Below are 20,197 nucleotides of genomic sequence, written 5' to 3'. Positions count from 1 at the left end.
AGGGCGGGAATAACAGGCTTTGCAGATTGTCGTGCGTCGCCTTATCAGACCGTGCCGCCGCGCTGCGAGGCGGCAGCCGCTACCGCCTCGCGCTCCTCCCACAACCTGATAGTCCGGAGTTCGGATCCCATAATGCGCGAACCGAACGCGATCGACTTTTGGCGTGGCCTCGCCCTCGTGACGATCTACGTCAACCACATCCCGGGCAACACATTCGAACGTTACACCTATTCGCAGTACGGCATCTCGGATGCCGCGGAACTGTTCGTCTTCCTGGCCGGATGGTCGATCGGGATCGCCACGCGCGGGCGTGACGGCCAGCCGGAACCGCGTCTGAAAAGCGTGCTGAGGCTCCTGTCGCGCACGATCGAAGTCTACCGTGCACAGATCACCACTATGGCGATCGCCCTGGCCATGATTGCCGGGACGGCTCTGATCCTCGACAATCCGCTCCTTCTCGAATGGCACAATGCCGGAGGCTTCTTCGCCGACCCGATCCAGACCACGATCGGTTTCGTCGCGCTCACGCATCAGCTCGGCTTCTTCAATATCTTGCCGCTCTACGTAGTGCTGTTGGGCATTGCTCCAATTTTTATACTCATCGCCCGGGTGACCCGGATCGCGGCGCTCGTCCTGTCCTTCGGCCTCTATTCGGCAAGCCTCGTCTTCGAATGGAACCTACCGTCCTGGCCGGGCGAGGGGGATTGGTTCTTCGATCCCCTGTGCTGGCAGCTTCTCCTGGTGCTCGGCTTCGTTGCCCAGGACCTGAACCAGCGATCCGGCACTCTCCGGCGCTGGTCTCAACGGCTGATGCCCCTCGGCGTCGTCATCGTCGTGCTCGGAATTGTCCTGTCCGTGTTCGACCTCCGGCCAGACCCGCTGCTCGTTCCCGATCCTCGTCTCGTCTTCTCCTTCGACAAAACGTATCTTTCGCCAGCGCGGCTGATCCACTTCATCGGCGTGTTGCTGGCCTTTCAAGGCGTCTACGCGCTCATCGTCCCACACATCGGTGCGATCGGTCGATATTTGGCGGGACTCGGTCGTAATTCACTGGCAGTCTTCTCCATCGGCTCGCTCTTGAGCCTCGCCGCGCAACTCGTGCGGTTCTGGACGGGGGGCGGCCTTCTCGTGGATGTCGGCGCCATGGGATTCGGTTTGTTCGCTCTGGGCTTCACTGCATGGTTCGTCGAATGGCGCTCGCGCAAACCTCGGCTCTCCTGATCTCACTCGGCCTTGCCTCCCTCGGGACGATCTCCGGATCATCCCGCGCCGGAGCGGAAGGCAGCGCGACGATCGTCTCACCCCCGACTGCGGCGGCCCCGGCTCCCGGTGGCGAAGCGTCGGAGGCCGTCGATGTGAGCCTGTCGCCCGAATGCCGGGTGCCGGGATCGAAGCTCTATACTCTGGCCCGGTTGAGCTCGGTGAAGGCCGCGCTCAAGGAGAAGCGGCCCGTACGGGTTCTCGCCATCGGGTCGTCCTCGGCGGGGGCAGGGGCCTCGGCGACCTATCCGGTCAAGCTGGAAACGGCCCTTGAGCGCTCGCTTCCCAACGTGGATGTGGAGGTCGAGAGCCGAGGCATGCAGGGCGAGATCGCCTCGGGCGCTGCGGAGCGCCTGCGCAGCATGGTGGCCGAGGTCGAACCCGACCTGGTGGTCTGGCAGGTCGGTACCCACGACGCGCTCGCCCGGGTCGATCTCGACGCCTTCGCCAGCGTCCTCGACGAGACGGTTCAGTGGATCAAGTCCCACGAGATCGACGTGGTGCTGGTCAATCCAGTCTACACGGCTTCGCTTGCCCAGGACGAGTATTACAGCAGCATTGTCCGGAAGGTGCAGGAGGTTGCACTGCGCGAGGGAGTGCCGCTCGTGCAGCGCTACGAGGCGATGCGCTACCTGTCCGGGAGCAGCGACAAGGGCGAAGCACATATGCTGGGACGACAGTTCCGTCTCAACGACCTTGGCCTGCGCTGCATGGCCGAGCATGTTACGCGAGCCATCACCCTCTCGCTGCTCCAGCCCGACCCGTCTGCGACCGGAACCGCAACTGCTCCGTCGGTCATCGTCGCGCCGCCGAAGGATGCGGCGGTGAAGCCGCCTTCACCGCCCCGGAGCGGTGGTGCCTCGCTTCAAGAGCAACCCTGATCGGCTTGCCATAGCGATCGCGGCGGATACTCGGTCGGTCCGTAGGTCATCGATCTATAGCGCCATCGTGCAATGTTTCGTTCGGATGGTGTTGTAGGCTGACGCGACCAAGTGGGCCGTCATCAAAAGCCGGGCGACCTTCCGGGGCGAAGCTAGAAAAGAGCCCTTTTTCGTGTCCATTCCGGGACGGGTTTCGCTCAGAGCCCGAAAGCGTAACGGAGTTTGTGTCGGAAACAGATAGGGTCGGCCTGAGCGTTCGGGGCGTGGAGTGGGGTCAGTGTGGGACGGGACGGAGGGCTGGACCCTCGGCGCGGCCTTCAGCCGCTTGAGGACGTTTCGCGCAGGCGCGGCGGGAGCGGCGCTCGACGTCTTCGCGATTCGCATTGCCGCCGCCATCTTCGCCTACGGGGCACAGGTCATGATGGCGCGCCTCATGGGGCGCTCGGAATACGGAGTGTTCGCATCGATCTGGGTGTGGATCGCCATCCTCGGCCATTCCTCCACACTGGGTTTCGCTCAAGGTGCCTGCCGTTTCCTGCCCGCCGATCAGGCGAGAGGCGACGCCGCCCATATGCGCGGGTTCCTCCTCGCGGGCGCGTGGGTAACCATTGCCGCTGCGTCTATAGTTGCAGGCATCGGCCTCGCCATTGCCTGGATGCAGGGCATCCTCCTCGATGGGCCGTATGCTGGGCCTTTGCTCCTCGCAGCACTCGTTCTGCCGCTCTTCACGATGCAGGATTATCTGGAGGGCGTCGCTCGAAGCCAGAACTGGGCGGTGCTCGCCATCGCACCGCCCTACCTCCTGCGCCAGGGGCTCATCATGGTCACCATGGCGGGCGCCGTCACCTTCGGGGCACCGGCTCAGGCATGGGTTGCCATCGCCTGCACCCTGGTCGCCACTGGACTCGCCCTGGCGATCCAAGCACGGCTCCTGATCCTGCGCCTTCGTGACGATCTGCTCCCTGCGAAACCGCGATACCGCTGGCGGATCTGGCTCCGGGCCTGCCTTCCGATCGCGGCCGCCGACCTCGCATATTCCGCGTTCAGCATGATCGACGTGGTTATCCTCGGCATGCTGATGCCACCTGCGGCGGTGGGCCTGTATTTTGTCGCGACCCGGATCCAGCAATTCGTCCCCTTCGTGCATTACGCCGCGTCCGCGGCCACCGCTCAGCGTTTCGCCGCCATCCACGCATCCGGGGATGCAGACGAGCTGACGCGCTTCGTCCGCATGCAGGCCCGCCTTACCTTCGCCGCCACGGTGATCGTCGGTCTTTTCATCGTCACGGCGGGCCCATTCCTGCTCGCGATGTTCGGGCCGGAATTTAGAGCGAGCTATCCGCTTCTCGCCGTGCTGGTCGCGGGCAATGTCGGAGCGAGCCTGTTCGGACCCGGCGAAGACCTGCTCACCATGATCGACGGTGAACGTCTCTGCGCTGGCATCACCCTGGCGATGTTGGCCCTGGCCGCTCTGCTCTGTCTGATTCTGGTACCGGTCCTCGGAATCATGGGAGCGGCCATCACGATGGCCATGGCCAACGTGCTTCGCGGGTTGGGAATGGCTTTGGCCGCTTTCCGTGTGCACGGCATCGTTACGGCGGTCCTGCCATTCGCCGGTCGGCTCGGCTCATGAAGACGGTCTTACAAGACCTGCGCTCGGGACGCTCGGTCTCGCTCGCCACATATTCGGAACTGGCTGCCGATCCCGATCCCTGGGATGCGCTCATGGCCAATGCGCTCACCACGCACCCGCATTACAGCCGCCATGTCATGGCGGCTCATCGGAGGGCGGGGTTGGCCGCCACCGACCTCGCCTTTATCGTTGTGCAAGGCCGGCTCGGGCTGGAGGCACTGTTGCCCTTCGCATGGAAGCGCGATGTGAGCGGGCTCGGAACGCACATTGCCCGTCCCTTCCTGTCGCCCTTCATCACCCAGACGAGCCCTCTCGTTGCGGATGCTCCCGACCTGCCCGACATCCTCGACCTGCTGGTGAAAGGGCTCCAATCCGCCTCCAAGGGGCGGATCTGGCGCTGGCCCCTGCTTCCCACCGAGACGAAGCTCGGTCGCGGATTGCTCGAGGCCATGGATCGCGCCGGCTGGAAGAGAGGCATCGCCAACCGTTTCGAGCGACCGATCGTCGAGCGTCGCGGGTCATATGCCGGTTTCCTCGACGAACATCCGCACCGATCGCGCATGAAGGATCTCAGCCGTCGCCATCGCAACCTGTCGAAGCGAGGCACACTCAGCCATGACATCGCCACCGGCGGCGACCGCCTGAACGATGCCGTCGCGGGCTTTCTCAGGCTGGAGAAGGCCGGGTGGAAGGGGAGGGCCGGGACAGCGCTCGCTTCTCGCCCACAGCACGAGGCTTTCGCGCGTGCCTTGTTCACCGGAGCCGATGGCCCGGTCCGCGTCCGGGCGGATAGCCTTCTGTTGGATGGTCGCCCGCTCTCGATCAGCCTTGCCCTCGTAGCGAGCGGTACGGCCACGCTCTTGAAGACCACCTTTGAAGAGAATGAGCGCTCCAGCGCTCCGGGCCTGCTGCTGGAGGCACGGATCATCGAAGCTCTGTACGGGACCGGCTTTGCCGAACGGCTCGATTCGGCCACGCTCGCCGGCTCGGTCCTCGAGAATCTTTATCCTGATCGAGAGACGATCTGCGAGATCGTCGCCGCCCCTAGCGGTGCCGCGCGTATGATCACGGTCGAACAGCGAATCCGCCTAATCTCGATGGAGCGGCGCGCCATGGTCCGCGTCAAACGGGCCCTGGGCAGGCGCTGACGGGCGGGCACAGGCGTGCTACTCGGCCGGTTCGGCACGCCAGACAGGAACCATCCGCATGCGTCGTCCGCTTCTTGCCCTCACCGGAGCTTTGTTGATCGCCATGACCGCTTCCGCATCCGCCGAGACCGTGACCACGCCTTCGGGCCTGCAATATCGCGACGAAGTCGTCGGGACCGGCCCTACGCCGCAGACCGGCAAGAAAGTCAGCGTCCATTATACCGGCTGGCTCGATGAGGGCGGCAAGCCGGGCAAGAAGTTCGACTCCTCGCGCGACCGTGGCCAGCCCTTCAGCTTCACCCTCGGCATCGGCCAGGTGATCGGTGGTTGGGATCAGGGTGTCGCCACGATGAAGGTCGGCGGCAAGCGCACGCTCATCATCCCCTCTGACCTCGGCTACGGCGCACGCGGTGCCGGTGGGCTAATTCCGCCGAACGCCACGCTCATCTTCGACGTGGAACTGCTCGGCGTGAACTGAACCCGACCCTTATACCCGGACGAGCCTCGCCTCGTCCGGCTCTTAGCCTGTCCCCAATCGGTCCCGCTAACGCTCAGGCTGCCAACCCCAGTGCGGCTCGAGCCTCGGCGGGTGTCGCCACGGTACGACCGTGCCGCTGCACGCACTCCACAGCCAGCCCGACCAGTTCGGCATTGCTCGCTGCCAGTTGGTGCTTCGTCACCCGGATGTTGTCCTCCAATCCGGTCCGTACCGAGAACGCCCCACGGGCAAGTGCCCAGTCCATGACCTCGGCCTGATGGCGTCCGATGCCGGCAGCGGTCCAGGTCGCCTCGGGCAGTACCTGCTTCAGTTCGCCCAGGAGCAGATCGAGCAGGCGCTCGTCGGCCGGCAGAGCATTCTTCACTCCCATGACGAATTGGACGTGGGGGCGGGCATCCATGAGCCCTTCATCCACCAGCCGCCGGGCGCCATGAAGATGTGAGAGATCGAAGATCTCGATTTCCGGCCGGACACCATGCGCCCGCATCTGACTGGCGAGATCGGTGACGAGGCTCGCCGGATTCTCATAGACGATGGTCGGAAAGTTGACCGAGCCGGTGGAGAGCGAGGCCATATCCGGCCGGTGGCGAAGCGACAGGCCACGGCTGGCTGGATCGCGTCCGCGTCCTCCAGTGGAGAACTGCACGATCATGCCGGGGCAATGGCGGCGAATTCCCTCCTGCACGGCGGCGAAACGGTCGGGATCGGACGAGGGCGTCTCGTCGTCGTTGCGCACATGGATGTGCACCAGGGCGGCACCCGCCTCGTAGGCCTGGCGCGTCGATTCGATCTGCTCGGCGACCGTCACCGGAAGGGCCGGATTGTCGGTCTTGCGCGGGACGGAACCGGTGATGGCGACGGCGACGACGACAGGTTTCATGATCCGGCCCGGATGTCCGATGAGGAGGGCACGGGAAATACTGCATTCCGCTCGGTAAGCGAAGTGCTGGGTTCGCGGGCAAAGCAGCCGTCCGCTCAGCCCTGGAACAGCAGCGTCGCCTTGGTTCCGGGTCCGCTCTCTCGATAGATAAGGGCGGAACGGAGGTTGGTGGCCATGGCCTTGACGATGCGCGAGCCGAGACCGGTGCCGCGAGGCTGGCCTTCGCCCGTCCACCCGATCCCGTCATCCTCGACGGTCAGGCTCAAACCGTCCGTCCCGTCGCGCGCCACCGCTACCCGGATCTCGCCGGGGACTTCCGGCGGATACGCATATTTGTAGGCGTTCGTCACGAGTTCGGTGACCACGACGCCGACGGAGACCGCCTTGTCGGTGGCAAGCCGGATCGGCTCCGCGACGAGGCGAATGGCATGGTCGCGCCCGGCTGCCTTCATCGCTCCCTGCAGTTCCTCCACGAGGCTCGAAAGATAGGCGTCGAGTTCCACCGCCTCGACATCATCGGAGGTATAGAGCCGCCGATGAATGCCGGCGATGGCCGAGATCCGCGCCTGCATCTCGCGCAAGGCCGCTTTGGCAGCGGGATCGGAGACGGCGTTGGTCTGCATATGCGTCAAGGCCGCCACGAGGGCGAGAGAATTGGCGACCCGGTGATTCACCTCGCGCAGCAACATGACCGCGCGGTCTCGGGCCTCACGGACCTCTGCCTCGGCCCGCTCCTTGTCGCGCCTCATGGCCTCCTGGCGCAGAGCCGTGTCGATGGCTTCGCCGAGGAGTTCGCGGAACTGACCCTGCAGGTCCTTCCAGACGTAATCGACGGCCCCGGCCTTCAGAGCGGCCACCGCGACGCGGCTGTCCTCAGACCCGGTGACATAAATTACCGGCGGGGCGGAAGGCATGGCGCGGATGGCTGGGAGCACGTCGAGACCGGTCTGGCCGGGCATGTGATGATCGAGGGCCACGAGATCGATGCCGCCCTGGCCCAGACGCGCAAGACCCTCGTCGCCGGTGGCGGCAAGTTCCACGATATAGCCGCGTGCGTTCAGGCCCTTCTGCACGAGGCGCCCGAGGCCGGGATCGTCGTCGACATAGAGGATGCGACCGCGCTCCGGGGCGAGGGGAGCGCTCATGCGGTGCGGATTTTCATGGGTTCTCGGGCACCTGCATCACGGAAAAGAACAACCCGAGCTGACGAATAGCGTTCGAGAAGCCCTCATAATTCACCGGCTTGGTGATGTAGACGTTCGCGCCGAGATCGTAGCAACGCTGGACCTCGCGGCTGTCGTCCGTCGTCGTGAGAACGACCACGGGCGAGCGCCGCGTATGTGGGTTCGCCTTGACCTTCTCCAGGATGTCGATCCCGGTCATATCGGGAAGATTGAGATCGAGCAGGATTAGGAGAGGGCGCTTGGCGCTGGCCTCTCCGGTGCCGTCCGGTCCGAGCAGATAAGCGAGCGCCGACGTCCCGTCCCGGAACGGAATGATCTCGTTGTTGACGCCCGCGCGGCGAATATTGCGCTCGATGAGCCGGGCATGACCCTCGTCATCCTCGATCATCACGATACTGACGGGGTTCACGTTCGGATCACGCCTCATTCCGCTGCGAGGGACGTCGCCGAAACACCCTCGTATACAGCTGTAGCGCTCCCGCGGGGCAGCGTCACGCTGAAGGTGGTGCCTTCACCGAGCTTGGAGGCGACGTCGATCCGTCCACCCAGCGACCGGACCAAAGCTTTGACATGGGCGAGACCGATCCCTTCGCCCGGCCGATCCTGCGCTCCGGAGCGGCGGAACAGTTCGAACACGCGGGAATGGTCACGTTCAGCGATTCCCCTGCCGTTATCTGAGACGTCGATACGGATTCGCGGCCCAACGGCCGCGGCCGTCACCGTGATTCGACCGGCGCGAGTGGGATCCAGATACTTCACCGCATTGTCGAGGAGATTGCCGAAGATCTGTTCGAGGGCGAGTCGGTCCGCCGTGATCCTCGGCAGATCGGGCGCGACGATGACTTCCGCGCCGGCCGCGTCGGTCTGATGGCGCTGGGCATTGGCGAGGCGCTGAAGCAGAGCGTGAAGGTCGAGGGGTTCCGGCCTGAAACTTCTTCGCCCTTCGCGGGACAGTTTCAGGATCGCGGCGATCAGGCTTTCCATCCGCGTCACCGCGGCGCTGATGAAGCCGAGCGCCTCACCAAGATCGGCGTCGATCCTCTCCGCGTCGGGATGGGACTTCAGGGCGGAACGGATGTCCTCACGCGTAGCGTCGAGCTCGCTCGTGAAACCCATGACGTTCACGAGGGGGGCGCGAAGGTCGTGGCTGACGATGTAGGCATAGCGCTGAATCTCCTCGTTGGATTCTCGGAGTTCCGCTTCCGCCTCGCGCTGCTCGGTGATGTCGGTATGCACGCCGACCCATTCACGAATTGACCCATCGGGGGCCAGAACCGGGACGGCACGGATCGCGAAATGCCGCCACGTCCCGTCGCTCACCCGGACGCGATGCTCGTGGACGAAGGTTCGCTTCTCCCGGACCGTTTCGTTCCAGGCGTCCACGGACGATCGAGAATCGTCCGGATGCACGGCGTTGGCCCATCCAAACCCCTGGTACTCCTCGAAGGATTGGCCGGTGATCGCTGACCATCCCGGCTGTTCGCCGACCATCCGGCCCTCGGCATCGTTGGTCCAGAGCACGCCGCGCACAGCCTGAATCGCCGCGCGGAACCGCGCCTCGCTATTGCTCAACTCACGCTGGACGCGCTGCTGGTCGATGGAGGAGGCCAGCATGGCGAGGAACAGAGTGAGGAAGGTCGCCGCCCCGACGAAGAGGGCGAGGTTCTGCTGGCTCGGAGCGAGGCCCGTGACGTGGCTCGTATGCGCGCCGGTTTCCCCGGTCGTGAAGGTCGCGGCGGCCATGCCGGTATAGTGCATTCCGGAGACGGCGAACCCCATCACGAAAGCAGCGATGATTTTTTGCCACGCTCCGTGATTTCGGAACGTGAGCCAGAGCCCGACCGTCGCTGCCGTCACGGCAATGAGCACCGATACGGCGGCAAGGAGAAGATTGTAGGTAACGCTACCGGGCATGTGCAGGGCGGTCATGCCGATGAAGTGCATGCCGGCGATGCCGATCCCCATCAGCGTGCCGCTCACAAGGATGTCCTGCGCTTTCGCTCCCGGTCGGCCGACCCAGGCGAATGCGCCGCCGGTTGCGCCAATGGCGATGACGAGCGAGAGCACGGTGAGACCGGCCTCGTAAGAGGTGGGCATCCCCATCTCGAAGGCGAGCATGCCGATGAAATGCATCGACCAGATGCCGCCACCCATGGCCAGCGCCGCCCCTCCGATCCACGCGATGCGGCGGCCAGGCGCTGCATTGTGTACCCGAGCTCCAAGATCCAAAGCCGTGTAGGACGCGAAGATCGCGATGGCGACGGACAGGGCGACGAGGGCGGGATTGTAGCCGGTATGAACCATCGGGCGACTGCTTGAGGAGGATTCGGAGCCGCTGAACCGGCAGAGGCCCGACCGTAGCCGGTCGGCACCGGCGCCACCACAGCGAACCAGCCGGGCGTTCTTACCGCTCATCAGCTTTGCGCCGATCAGGAGATGCCGAGGGCCCTGATGAGGATGAGGCTGATGGCGAGGAGGACGGCGAGCGAGCCGGTGACGGCCAGGGTGACCCGGCCGCCCATGCGCGCCAGGACCCGGACATCGACTCCGAGCCCAAGGGCAGCCATCGACATGATCGTGAGAAAACCGGCCACTTGCCGCACCGGGCCGGAGGCAGCGTCAGGGATCAGCCCGAGGGAGCGCAGGGTGGCGAGCCCGAGGAATCCGAGGATGAACCAGGGCACGAGCCTGGTGAATCCCAGTCTCCGGGGCGACGCGCTTTGCACGCCTGCCTCCGGGGGCAGCCGGTGGGCGAGAAGCGAGAACGCCACCACGACGGGGCCGAGCATCAGGACGCGAACCAGCTTGACCAGCGTGCCGACCTGGGTGCTCAGGAGCCCAACCGGTACCGTCGCGGCGAGGACTTGGGGCACGGCATAAACCGTCAGGCCGGCGAGCACACCGTATTGGTGGTCTGACAGGCCGGCGAGGGGAATGAACAAGGGCAGCCCGAGTACCATCAGCACGCCGAGCACGGCGGTGAATGCGATGGAGCCAGCGACGTCCTTGCTGTCGGCCCCAATCACCGGCGCCACGGCAGCGATAGCCGAGTTCCCGCAGATGGCGTTGCCGCAGGCGACAAGGATCGCCATGCGGGCCGGCAGACCGAGCCCCCGGCAGATCGCGTAACTCGCCAGAATCGCGAGAAACACCGTTCCGACGATGCCGGTGAGCAGAGCCGGGCCAGAGGCAACGATGGCACCGAGGCTGATGGAAGCTCCCAGCAACGTCACGGCGATTTCGAGCAGTTGCTTCGCGCTGAAGGCGATCCCGGCTCGGAAGCGTTCACCCGGCACCCATGCGGTGCGGATGGCGATACCGAACAGGATCGCGATGACTAATGCCTCTATATAGGGGTGACCGGTGGCCCGCTCTTCCCAAGCCTGGATCGCCATGGCGGAAGCGGTCACGGCGAGGCAGAGCATCAGGCCGGGCAGCAGCGCCGGCCGCATGCGCGTGGTGTTCTCACCCGCGGGAAGACCCGTATTCGATGATGTTTTCACGCCCATTCCACCTGCCGGGATCAGCCAGCAGGCCGTTCCAAAAACAAACTTCTGCCTTGGGCGCAGAAAGGAGAAAACCCCTCTCCATATGGCTCTAACTTCAAAAGACCCATCCATTGATCGATGGCAACCAAACCTCGATCTTAACGCGTATGAGTGCTCGTTCGAATTTCGGCTCCACCAGTTTCGATCCGTATGGCGAACCGGTCAGCGACGACCGCAACGCTTCCACGATGCAGGGTGATCGGCGCGCACGCAATGCTGCTATTGCAGTGTTCTGGACTCTGGCACTCACGCTCACCGCGGGCCGGATCTATTTTAGCGAGCAGACCTTCGATCAGACGATGACGCTTGCCCAGGCGCAGATCGCGGCTTTCGTCACGGCGATCCGCTAGACTGAGATCGATGGCCGCCAGTTAGTAGGCGGCTGCAAGATAGGCGGCGATCGCTTTGGCTTCGGCTTCCTCGATCGGTGCGCGAAAGACCTTCACCATCTTTGTGACCTCGGCATTCCAAAACGCAGCGCCTTTTCCGGACGGCTGCGTGAGGATGTAATCCACCGAGTGACACATGGTGCAATAGGTTTGCGCCGCCTCGAAACCGGCTTCGTGACCCTGAACGGGCAGCAACTCCGCTGTTGGCTCCGGGACGTCATAACTGCGCGGTGCGGCCCAGGCCGTTCCACCGATGAGAAGGGCGAGCGATCCAAAGGCGGCCGCGAAACGATGGTGTCTCATCTCGCTTCTCCTCACAGCGCCTCAAGTCGGGTGGTCTCGATGACGTTCCGCATATATCCCGCCGGATTCCAACGCGGCTCCATCGGCTGCGTCGTCCCGTCTCCGGCTTTGGCGCGGACACGAACCAGGTGCGAGCCCGACTTGAGATCGGCCTCATAACTCCAGGACCGAAACGAGTATTGGCCAATATTTTGGCCGAGCCGTGCTGCCGACCATGTCGTCCCGTCATCCAACGAGATGTCGACGGCCGTAATGCCGGAACCTCCATCGAAGGCGATACCGCGCAGAGCTACCGTTCCGGCGCGAACCGTCGCACCATCCGTCAGGTTGGTGATGAATGAGCGAACGGGCAGCCGATGGATAGGCACCGTCTTCCCCAAGGCGGCTCCCGGCTCGACACAGGCACACTCGTTGTCGGGGATGCGATAGGCCTTCTGCATCCAGAACCCATCGAAGGGGGTGTCCAGCACCGTGATCGAGCTCAGGTGCTTGATCCAGTAGGTGCCGTAGAAACCCGGTACCACGAGCCTCAACGGGTAGCCGTTAAGCCAGGGAAGCTCCTCTCCGTTCATTGCCCAGGCCAGCATCACCTCGCCATCCTCGACATGATCGATAGCGAGAGCCTTGGCGTAACGCGGCGTCTCGGACAGAACCGGCCCGTCGAGACCGGTGAACGCCACCTGCACGGCGCCCTGCTTCACCCCGGCTTTGTCGAGCACGGATTTGAGCGAGACGCCGGTCCAGCGGGCATTCCCCATGGCGCCATTGCCGAGTTGCCCCCCGGCGACACGGGGCAAGAAGAAGCCCCGAGAGTTCCCCGAGCATTGGTTCACGGCCACGAGGTCGATGACGGGAAGGCTCTTCAGTTCCCTCAAGGAGAGGAAGATCGGCCTGTCGACATGGCCGCTTACCTCCAGCCGGAACAGGTCTGGATCGATGGAGGTCGGGATATCGGCGAGGTGATAACGCACGAAGAACGCATCGTTCGGCGTGATCACCCCCTCGTCGAAAACCTGGAACGGAGTTTCAAGCTGAGGCGGACGTGCCGTCGTCTGCAGCAATGGCCGCTTTCCAGGATAAGCCACAAGAGGCCTTTCCCCGTTCGCAAACGGCAGCGTCGCGACCTCACCGGCCATGGGCCGCTCGAACGGCAGCGCTAGTGCCCCGGCCGCAATGGAACCCTTCAAGAAATCCCGTCGCCCGATCTCGACCATCGCTCCCCTCGCCACTTCAGCACAATCACCAGCGATGCCGCCGGCGAAACGCACCGCCTCCGATGCCAGCCTGTATCAAAAACGTTGAGGGAAGGGCGAAGACCCGAGGAGACACGAGGTGCCAGCCAGAATCGCTAGATGGATGCGGAGACACAGCCTCCAACGTTTGGCCGTACAACGTCACCATAAGTAACAAAGTATCAGATTATACGGCACGCGAATGGGAGCCACAATGCAGCACATATAAATATAAAATTCCAAAATCAATGCATAGAACGCTAATAGAGAAGCGATCAAAACGTAAGTTCGATGCGCGTTTCGGCGAGTTATTTGAATTTTAATTACTTTAATTAAATGCACAGCTGGTGACTGAGTTTCATATCGATGCGCGAGCTGTTGCAAGGATATCACCATCAAAAGATATTATGCTTCACTTATAGATACCGACGGATTTCAGTCTATCTTTTGCCCCCATTGCCTGTTCGTTCGTGGAATTAAGATGCCAATCCTTTTTGATGACGGGGTGATCCGCGTTGTGCAGCGGAAAGGCTCCGCGAAGAACGGCGGACCTCGTGGCACAATAGTGACCTTTGCCGATCTGACGTTCCGCCCAGATGGAGAGAAATTCTGGGGTGAGAAACCTGCCCATGGTCTCGGTTACGACGCCATCGGCATCGTATCGTATGGACGGGACTGGTTTCAAAGTGCGTCGCTAGAAAAGGCGGCAGGTATAATACGGGAACAGTTGCTCCCAAGATCTCTGGTATATGGCTACAGCATGGGCGCCTATGCTGCGCTCAAGTATGGACGAATGCTAGGTTCGTCGCGAGCGCTCGCGATTTGCCCACAATATTCAATCAATCCTCTTGATGTACCCGGAGATAATCGGTTCACTAAAGATTTTGTTCCGACCTTGCACCATGACATGGCAATCAAGCGGAGTGATCTCACCGATTTCGCCGTCCAATTTTCTGACCCATACTATATCGACGATAGGATTAATTCAGAGGCTCTCTCCGCGATTGGCGGTATCGAATGGGTCAAGACGCCTTTTCTCAATCACTACACGATCTGGCTTCTAACCGAGACGGACTTTCTCAAGCACATCTTGGACGCCACGCTCGATTCAGATGCGGGACGCATTCGAAACCTGATGCGTCAGCGCCGGGGCCTGACATCGCACTGGTTCCGGCATATCGGCCGCACGGCCATGGTTCGCGGCCGCGATGAGTTGGCCGTGAAGCTTTGGATGAGAGCAGAAGCCATGGGCCAACATGATAGCCTCAAGTACCACGACCTTCTATCCACAGTCCCAACGATGCTAAATCGTCACTTTTCACGGCAGTCGCCTGATAAAGCCTTGGCTGCTGTTGCGAGGCTCCGCCCGTTGCTTGAGACTGAGGTCAGGGGTCGGGAGATCATCGGCAATGCTCTGCGGGTCGGCGGCCGGGGTAAAGACGCGGAAGAAACCTTCCGAACTATCGTATCCGTTGATCCCGCGAATTCGCGGACATGGCTCGACCTTACCTCGATGCTGGACCGTCAAGGTCGATTTCAGGATGCGATCGATGTCGCGAGGAAAGGTGGCGAAGCAAGCACCGAGAACGTCGATCTGCCTATCGTCGCTGATTGGCTTAACGCCTGCCTCCGGATCGTGGAAGGCCGGCTTGAGGATGGTTTAGCGGATCTCGTGCATCTTCAACCTCGTTTGGAAGAAAGCGCTACCGCAGCGGAAACGATCAATCACCACTTCCTTCATAATAACCAACGCTTGACCGAGGGAGAGCGTCCGCAAGCTTTTGCTGAGGGCATGGCCATCTCGCTGAGTGTCTGGCTATTAAGTGCTTACAGGCTCGATCTGCACGACCGATTGGCCGATGCTGCCGAAGTTGCTGCCGCTGGATTCGAATCCAGGCTTGAGGATATCGGACTTCGAATGACCTCCAATTGGTTGAACATTCGGCAAGGCCTCATCAATGGCAATCCGGACAAGGCAAAAGCCAATTTAATTGAACTTGATCTGGCATGCCGCGATCACGTGGAAAGTTTGAAGGCAATACATCAATATCTGATCGTGAATCACAAGAAGGACGCGATCCAAGAACGGTTTCGGGTTACTCTTGCACAAAGCCCGAAGGTCGCAACACTCTGGTTGGCTTTCGCCAGAGCCTTGGATAGCCAGGGCCGCATGGCGGATGCGGCCCTGGTGGCGAAAGCCGGGAGCGACGCCCATCCAACGGACCTTGAACTCGCCATCATTGCCGGATGGAAACTGCTGCAGGTCGGTCCGCTGTCGTCTGCTACGCAATGCTTTCGCCGTGCTTTAAGCGACCGGCCTGAGGGAATCAGGCACCTGGCCGCCATGCGTGAGGCCCGGTTGCGTGTCGGGTTGAGCAAGGCATTATGTGGCGCTGGCGATCATGCCGCTGGCTTCCAGGAAGCGAAAGCAGCAATCAGGTTGGCCCCGCGCGATCCCTTGAGCTGGCTGTGGCTCGGACGCTGCCTCGTGCGGGCGACCCGTCCCATGTCGATATCTTTACGCCGCTCGATCTAAGATAGGACCGTCGTCTGTTTGCGGTTTTTCGGTCGAAAGGCGACTTGATTCGTTATGGGTCAGTTGATGGCTTTCGTCGGCACAGACGGGGACCCTGCGACGTGGTGGGCTACCAATCTGACGCTTAAGGTCCGTTATTGAGGAGACGGACGATAACGAAGAGCCGGTTCAGATCTAACTTTTCGACAAATTCTCGTAAATACCGCTCGCCAGCATCAAGACACGATGATTCGGATGCGGCTGCAATGCATCGATTTGACCAATATCAATTGCAGTTAAGTACTAATTCTTCGAGCGCGAACTTCTCCACGTCGGATGCTACTGGAATCACGCGGTGTCCGTTACTAGCGCGTAGCTTTCCGGGAGCTGCCAATACTCGTCAGTTTAAGGTGAAGATGTTCAAATTGCCTCAGTAGCATGGCGGAAGCAATGCAGGCGGCCCTCGCGGGCCGCCTGCATGTCCTTGTCATGAAATCCTACCGTCAGAATTGACCCCCGCTAAACGTCCCGAGGTCAATCTTATGGGTCGGGTGACAAATTCTCACGAACAACCGGTCGTGGACCCGCACGTATCGCATTTCAGGCAAGTTCCGTTGCGCACGAGGGTGAAGTTCGCGCATTCCGGGCAGGATTCGCCGACATAACCCTTCATCTTGGCCTCGGCTCGGCGGTCCGACACGGTGCGTTCGGCCTTGGCGAAGGGGAGGGCGGTGACGAGGTTTTCGGCTTGGCCCGCCACTTCCGGCTCGGCCTTCAGCGCCGTCGCTCCCCGCAGGGCGTGGACGACGCCTCCAGCCGGAGCGCTCGTTCCGGCCGTGCCGGATCCGACGCCCACCGTCCCGCCGTCCGGGCCACCCTGGATCAGGGTGAGCCGGTCGGCCGAGCCGCGCAGCAGCCCGCGCGAAACGACGCTCGAGGCCATCGTGTCCGGCCGGTCGCCGTTGCGGGTGCCTTCGCCTTCGCCTTTGCCCATCACCGTGTTGCCGATCTCGGACGGGTCGACATGGGCGAGGTCCATGCGGCCGAGATAGGAGACGGCGAGTTCGCGGAACACGTAGTCGAGGATCGACGTGGCGTTCTTGATCGCGTCGTTGCCCTGCACGAAGCCCGAGGGCTCGAACCGGGTGAAGGTGAAGGCGTCGACATATTCCTCCATCGGCACGCCGTATTGCAGGCCGATCGAGATCGCGATGGCGAAGTTGTTCATCAGCGAGCGGAAGGCGGCGCCTTCCTTGTGCATGTCGATGAAGATCTCGCCGATGCGGCCGTCCTCGTATTCGCCGGTGCGCAGGTAGACCTTATGGCCCCCAACGACGGCCTTCTGGGTGTAGCCCTTGCGCCGGTCGGGAAGCTTCTCCCGGGACCGGATGCGCTCCACCCGCTCGATCACGCGCTCGACGATCTTCTCGGCGAGCTGCGCCGCCTTGGCGTTGGCCGGCTGGGCCACCAGCGCCTCGATCGCCTCCTCGGCATCCTCTTCTTCATCGGCGATGAGCGCCGAGTTCAGGGGCTGGGACAGCTTCGAGCCGTCGCGGTAGAGGGCGTTGGCCTTGAGGGCCAGCGTCCAGGACAGCTTGTAGGCGCTCTTGCAATCCTCGACCGTGGCGTCGTTCGGCATGTTGATGGTTTTGGAGATCGCCCCCGAGATGAAGGGCTGCGCCGCCGCCATCATGCGGATGTGGCTTTCCACCGAGAGGTAGCGCTTGCCGATGCGGCCGCACGGGTTGGCACAATCGAAGACCGCGTAATGCTCCTGCTTCAGGAACGGCGCACCTTCGAGGGTCATCGCACCGCAAATATGCGTGTTGGCGGCCTCAATGTCCTTCTTCGAATAGCCGAGGAAGGGCAGGATCTCGAAGGTAGGGTCGGCCAGCTTCTCGGTCGGAACCTTCAGCACACTCGTCAGGAAGTCGTCCCCGAGCGTCCAACGGTTGAATACGAACTTGATGTCGAAGGCCGATTTCAGGCCCGCCTCGATGGCGGCGAGCTTGTCGTCGGTGAAGCCCTTCGCACGCAGGGAGCCCGGGTTGATGGCCGGGGCCTGACCCATCGAGCCATGGCCGACCGCATAGGCCTCGATCTCGGCGATCTCGGATTCGCGGTAGCCAAGGGAGCGCAGCGCATCCGGCACGGCGCGGTTGATGATCTTGAAGTAGCCGCCGCCAGCGAGCTTCTTGAACTTCACCAGGGCGAAGTCCGGCTCGATGCCAGTCGTGTCGCAATCCATCACGAGGCCGATCGTGCCGGTGGGCGCGATGACGGTGGCCTGGGCGTTGCGGTAGCCGTGCTCTTCGCCGAGCGCCAGGGCCCGGTCCCACGCCACCTTGGCACGCTCGGCCAGATCGGCCTGGGGCACGTTGGCAATGTCGAGGGGAACGGGGGCGATAGAGAGGAACTCGTAGCCCGCGGCCTCGCCGTGAGCGGCACGACGATGGTTGCGGATCACCTTGAGCATGGCGTCCGCGTTCTCATCGTAGCCGGGGAACGGCCCGAGCTCGGCCGCCATCTCGGCGGAGGTGGCGTAGGCAACGCCGGTCATGATCGCGGTCAGCGCCCCGGCGAGGGCCCGGCCCTGATGCGAATCGTAGGGCAGGCCCATGCTCATCAGCAGGCCGCCGATATTGGCGAAGCCGAGGCCGAGGGTGCGGTAGCGGTAGGACAGCTCCGCGATCTCCTTCGACGGGAACTGCGCCATCATCACCGAGATCTCGAGGACCACGGTCCAGAGACGGTTGAGATGCTCGAAGGCGGCGACGTCGAACTGGCCGCTGGCGCGGTCATACATCGTCAGCAGGTTCGCGGAGGCGAGGTTACAGGCCGTGTCGTCGAGGAACATGTACTCGGAGCACGGGTTCGAGGCGCGGATCCGGCCCGCCGAGGGGCAGGTGTGCCAGTCGTTCATCGTGGTGTTGAAGTGCAGGCCCGGATCGGCCGAGGCCCAGGCGGCCTCGCCGATCTTGTCCCACAGCTCACGCGCCTTCAGGGTCTTCACCGGCTTGCCGGTGGTGCGGGCGGTGAGGTTCCAGTCGCCATCGGCCTCGACCGCCCGGAGGAAGTCGTCGGTGAGCGAGACGGAATTGTTCGAATTCTGACCGGCGACGGTGAGGTAGGCCTCCGAATCCCAGTCGGTGTCGTAGACGGGGAAATCGATCTTGGTGAAGCCCTGGCGGGCGAACTGAATCACCCGCTTGGTGTAGGCATCCGGCACCATCTCCTTGCGGGCGGCCTTCACGGCCTTCTTCAGCGCCGGGTTACGCTCGGGATCGAAACAGGCGTCACCCTCGGCCTCGCACTGGGTGCAGGCCTTCATTACCGCCTGGAGATGCTTCGAGACGATCTTGGAGCCGGTCACCAGGGCGGCGACCTTCTGCTCCTCCTTCACCTTCCAGTCGATGTATTGCTCGATATCCGGGTGGTCGATGTCGACGATGACCATCTTGGCGGCGCGGCGCGTGGTGCCGCCCGACTTGATCGCGCCGGCCGCCCGGTCGCCGATCTTCAGGAAGGACATCAGACCCGAGGACTTGCCTCCGCCGCCGAGCTTCTCGTTCTCGCCGCGCAGCATCGAGAAGTTCGAGCCGGTACCGGAGCCGTACTTGAACAGGCGCGCCTCGCGGACCCAAAGGTCCATGATGCCGCCCTCGTTCACGAGGTCGTCCTGCACGCCCTGGATGAAACAGGCATGCGGCTGCGGGTGCTCGTAGCTCGAGGCCGACTTCACCAGTTCGCCGGTGCAGTAATCGACGTAATGGTGGCCCTGCGCCGGGCCGTCGATGCCGTAGGCCCAGTGAAGACCGGTATTGAACCATTGCGGCGAGTTCGGCGCCACCATCTGGCGGGCGAGCATGAAGCGCAGCTCGTCGAGGAAGGCGGCGGCATCCTCCTCGGAAGTGAAATAGCCGCCCTTCCAGCCCCAGTAAGTCCAGCAGCCGGCGAGGCGGTCGAACACCTGTGTGGAGGAGATCTCAGAGCCCGAACGCTCGGCCTCGGGCAGTTCCGCCAGGGCGGCCTCATCGGCCACCGAGCGCCACAGGAAGGAGGGAACGTCGTTCTCCTCGACCTTCTTCAGACGCGCCGGCACGCCGGCCTTGCGGAAATACTTCTGCGCCAGCACATCGCTGGCGACCTGGCTCCAGCTCTCCGGCACCGAGATACCGTCGAGGCGAAAGACGATGGATCCGTCCGGGTTGCGGATCTCGCTCAGCGCCTTGCGGAAGGCGATGGTCGCGTAGGGGGATTGCCCGGCCGTGGTGTAACGCCGCTCGAACCGCATGAACCCTGTATCCCTTGCCGAAGTATCGATGGCGACGCCGCGTCGCGCGCCGCCGAATTCTTGCTCAGTCTGACGAAGGCGAGCGCCCGCGAACGCTCGCGATGCGCTGTCCCCTGGCCGGAAATGTCTTGAACCACCCAGCGGACTCGACCGCTCCGGTGACCATCGAACGCTATCGCGACCGGGGCCTTCCCGTCAACAACTTGTGTGTGCCGGCTACGTTCCGCGCTAGATGTTGTGGCTCCGCTTAGAAACCTGTGGATATCGCAGCCACACCGATAAGTGTCCTTTCAGCTTGGAGGATTCGGCGCGGAAAATTTTCGGTTCACAGGCCGGGCGGGAGTCGGTCAAAGTAAGCGTTTGGTTAAGAAGCTCGCGATGTGGGATTCCGGCCGCACCGGTCCCGCCCGGACCGGCGGGCAGGACCCGAC

At 62.9% G+C, this 20,197-nt stretch carries 15 protein-coding genes; 7 read left to right on the top strand and 8 right to left on the bottom strand.

Annotated elements, in window-relative coordinates:
* Window positions 1-132: 132 nt before the first annotated feature.
* From RQI43_RS20785 to RQI43_RS20765, 5 genes are all read left to right on the top strand, one after another.
* The gene (locus tag RQI43_RS20785) at window positions 133-1,221 is read left to right on the top strand and encodes an OpgC domain-containing protein (protein ID WP_311276450.1); all 1,089 of its coding nucleotides are present in this window, start codon (window positions 133-135) and stop codon (window positions 1,219-1,221) included.
* Window positions 1,191-2,141 (top strand): GDSL-type esterase/lipase family protein, encoded by a 951-nt coding sequence (locus tag RQI43_RS20780; protein ID WP_056427038.1) that lies wholly within the window; start codon window positions 1,191-1,193, stop codon window positions 2,139-2,141. Before RQI43_RS20785 ends, RQI43_RS20780 begins: the two co-directional genes overlap by 31 nt.
* Window positions 2,142-2,409: 268 nt before the next feature.
* The gene (locus RQI43_RS20775; protein ID WP_405030675.1) at window positions 2,410-3,774 is read left to right on the top strand and encodes a lipopolysaccharide biosynthesis protein; all 1,365 of its coding nucleotides are present in this window, start codon (window positions 2,410-2,412) and stop codon (window positions 3,772-3,774) included.
* Complete coding sequence (locus RQI43_RS20770) at window positions 3,771-4,922, top strand: GNAT family N-acetyltransferase (RefSeq protein ID WP_311276448.1); 1,152 nt, start codon at window positions 3,771-3,773, stop codon at window positions 4,920-4,922. Before RQI43_RS20775 ends, RQI43_RS20770 begins: the two co-directional genes overlap by 4 nt.
* Before the next feature lie 58 nt (window positions 4,923-4,980).
* A complete protein-coding gene (locus tag RQI43_RS20765; RefSeq protein ID WP_056427046.1) occupies window positions 4,981-5,400 on the top strand; it encodes an FKBP-type peptidyl-prolyl cis-trans isomerase in 420 nt (139 codons plus the stop codon).
* A 73-nt stretch (window positions 5,401-5,473) separates the two neighbouring features.
* Here RQI43_RS20765 and RQI43_RS20760 read toward each other — a convergent pair whose 3' ends face one another.
* From RQI43_RS20760 to RQI43_RS20740, 5 genes are all read right to left on the bottom strand, one after another.
* Window positions 5,474-6,301: a 3-keto-5-aminohexanoate cleavage protein gene (locus RQI43_RS20760; protein WP_311276447.1), complete on the bottom strand. Its 828-nt coding sequence runs from the start codon at window positions 6,299-6,301 to the stop codon at window positions 5,474-5,476.
* A 95-nt stretch (window positions 6,302-6,396) separates the two neighbouring features.
* Complete coding sequence (locus RQI43_RS20755) at window positions 6,397-7,446, bottom strand: response regulator (protein ID WP_311276446.1); 1,050 nt, start codon at window positions 7,444-7,446, stop codon at window positions 6,397-6,399.
* A 13-nt stretch (window positions 7,447-7,459) separates the two neighbouring features.
* Complete coding sequence (locus tag RQI43_RS20750; RefSeq protein ID WP_405030676.1) at window positions 7,460-7,873, bottom strand: response regulator; 414 nt, start codon at window positions 7,871-7,873, stop codon at window positions 7,460-7,462.
* Window positions 7,874-7,908: 35 nt separating this feature from the next.
* Window positions 7,909-9,789, bottom strand: a complete 1,881-nt coding sequence (locus RQI43_RS20745; RefSeq protein ID WP_311276472.1) for an MHYT domain-containing protein — start codon at window positions 9,787-9,789, stop codon at window positions 7,909-7,911.
* Between the two features lie 125 nt (window positions 9,790-9,914).
* On the bottom strand, window positions 9,915-10,994 hold the full coding sequence (locus RQI43_RS20740; protein ID WP_405030674.1) for a YeiH family protein: 1,080 nt from the start codon (window positions 10,992-10,994) through the stop codon (window positions 9,915-9,917).
* Window positions 10,995-11,104: 110 nt separating this feature from the next.
* On the opposite strand from RQI43_RS20740, the gene RQI43_RS20735 reads away from it, so the two are divergent.
* Complete coding sequence (locus RQI43_RS20735) at window positions 11,105-11,383, top strand: hypothetical protein (protein ID WP_244477894.1); 279 nt, start codon at window positions 11,105-11,107, stop codon at window positions 11,381-11,383.
* A 21-nt stretch (window positions 11,384-11,404) separates the two neighbouring features.
* On the opposite strand, the gene RQI43_RS20730 is transcribed toward RQI43_RS20735, so the two are convergent.
* Together RQI43_RS20730 and RQI43_RS20725 are read right to left on the bottom strand one after the other, a co-directional pair.
* Window positions 11,405-11,725 (bottom strand): cytochrome c, encoded by a 321-nt coding sequence (locus tag RQI43_RS20730; RefSeq protein WP_311276445.1) that lies wholly within the window; start codon window positions 11,723-11,725, stop codon window positions 11,405-11,407.
* Between the two features lie 11 nt (window positions 11,726-11,736).
* Entirely contained in the window at window positions 11,737-12,939 is a 1,203-nt protein-coding gene (locus RQI43_RS20725) for a molybdopterin-dependent oxidoreductase (protein WP_311276470.1), read from the bottom strand.
* Between the two features lie 499 nt (window positions 12,940-13,438).
* Here RQI43_RS20725 and RQI43_RS20720 point away from each other — a divergent pair, with 499 nt between their 5' ends.
* Complete coding sequence (locus RQI43_RS20720) at window positions 13,439-15,493, top strand: tetratricopeptide repeat protein (RefSeq protein WP_311276444.1); 2,055 nt, start codon at window positions 13,439-13,441, stop codon at window positions 15,491-15,493.
* A 541-nt stretch (window positions 15,494-16,034) separates the two neighbouring features.
* Here RQI43_RS20720 and RQI43_RS20715 read toward each other — a convergent pair.
* A complete protein-coding gene (locus tag RQI43_RS20715; RefSeq protein ID WP_311276443.1) occupies window positions 16,035-19,766 on the bottom strand; it encodes a vitamin B12-dependent ribonucleotide reductase in 3,732 nt (1,243 codons plus the stop codon).
* Between the last annotated feature and the right edge of the window lie 431 nt (window positions 19,767-20,197).

This window comes from Methylobacterium sp. WCS2018Hpa-22 (genome assembly GCF_031843785.1).
In the GTDB taxonomy this organism is placed as follows: Bacteria; Pseudomonadota; Alphaproteobacteria; order Rhizobiales; family Beijerinckiaceae; genus Methylobacterium.
Note: the sequence above shows the minus strand (reverse complement) of the source record. Positions and strands in the feature narration are given on the sequence as shown.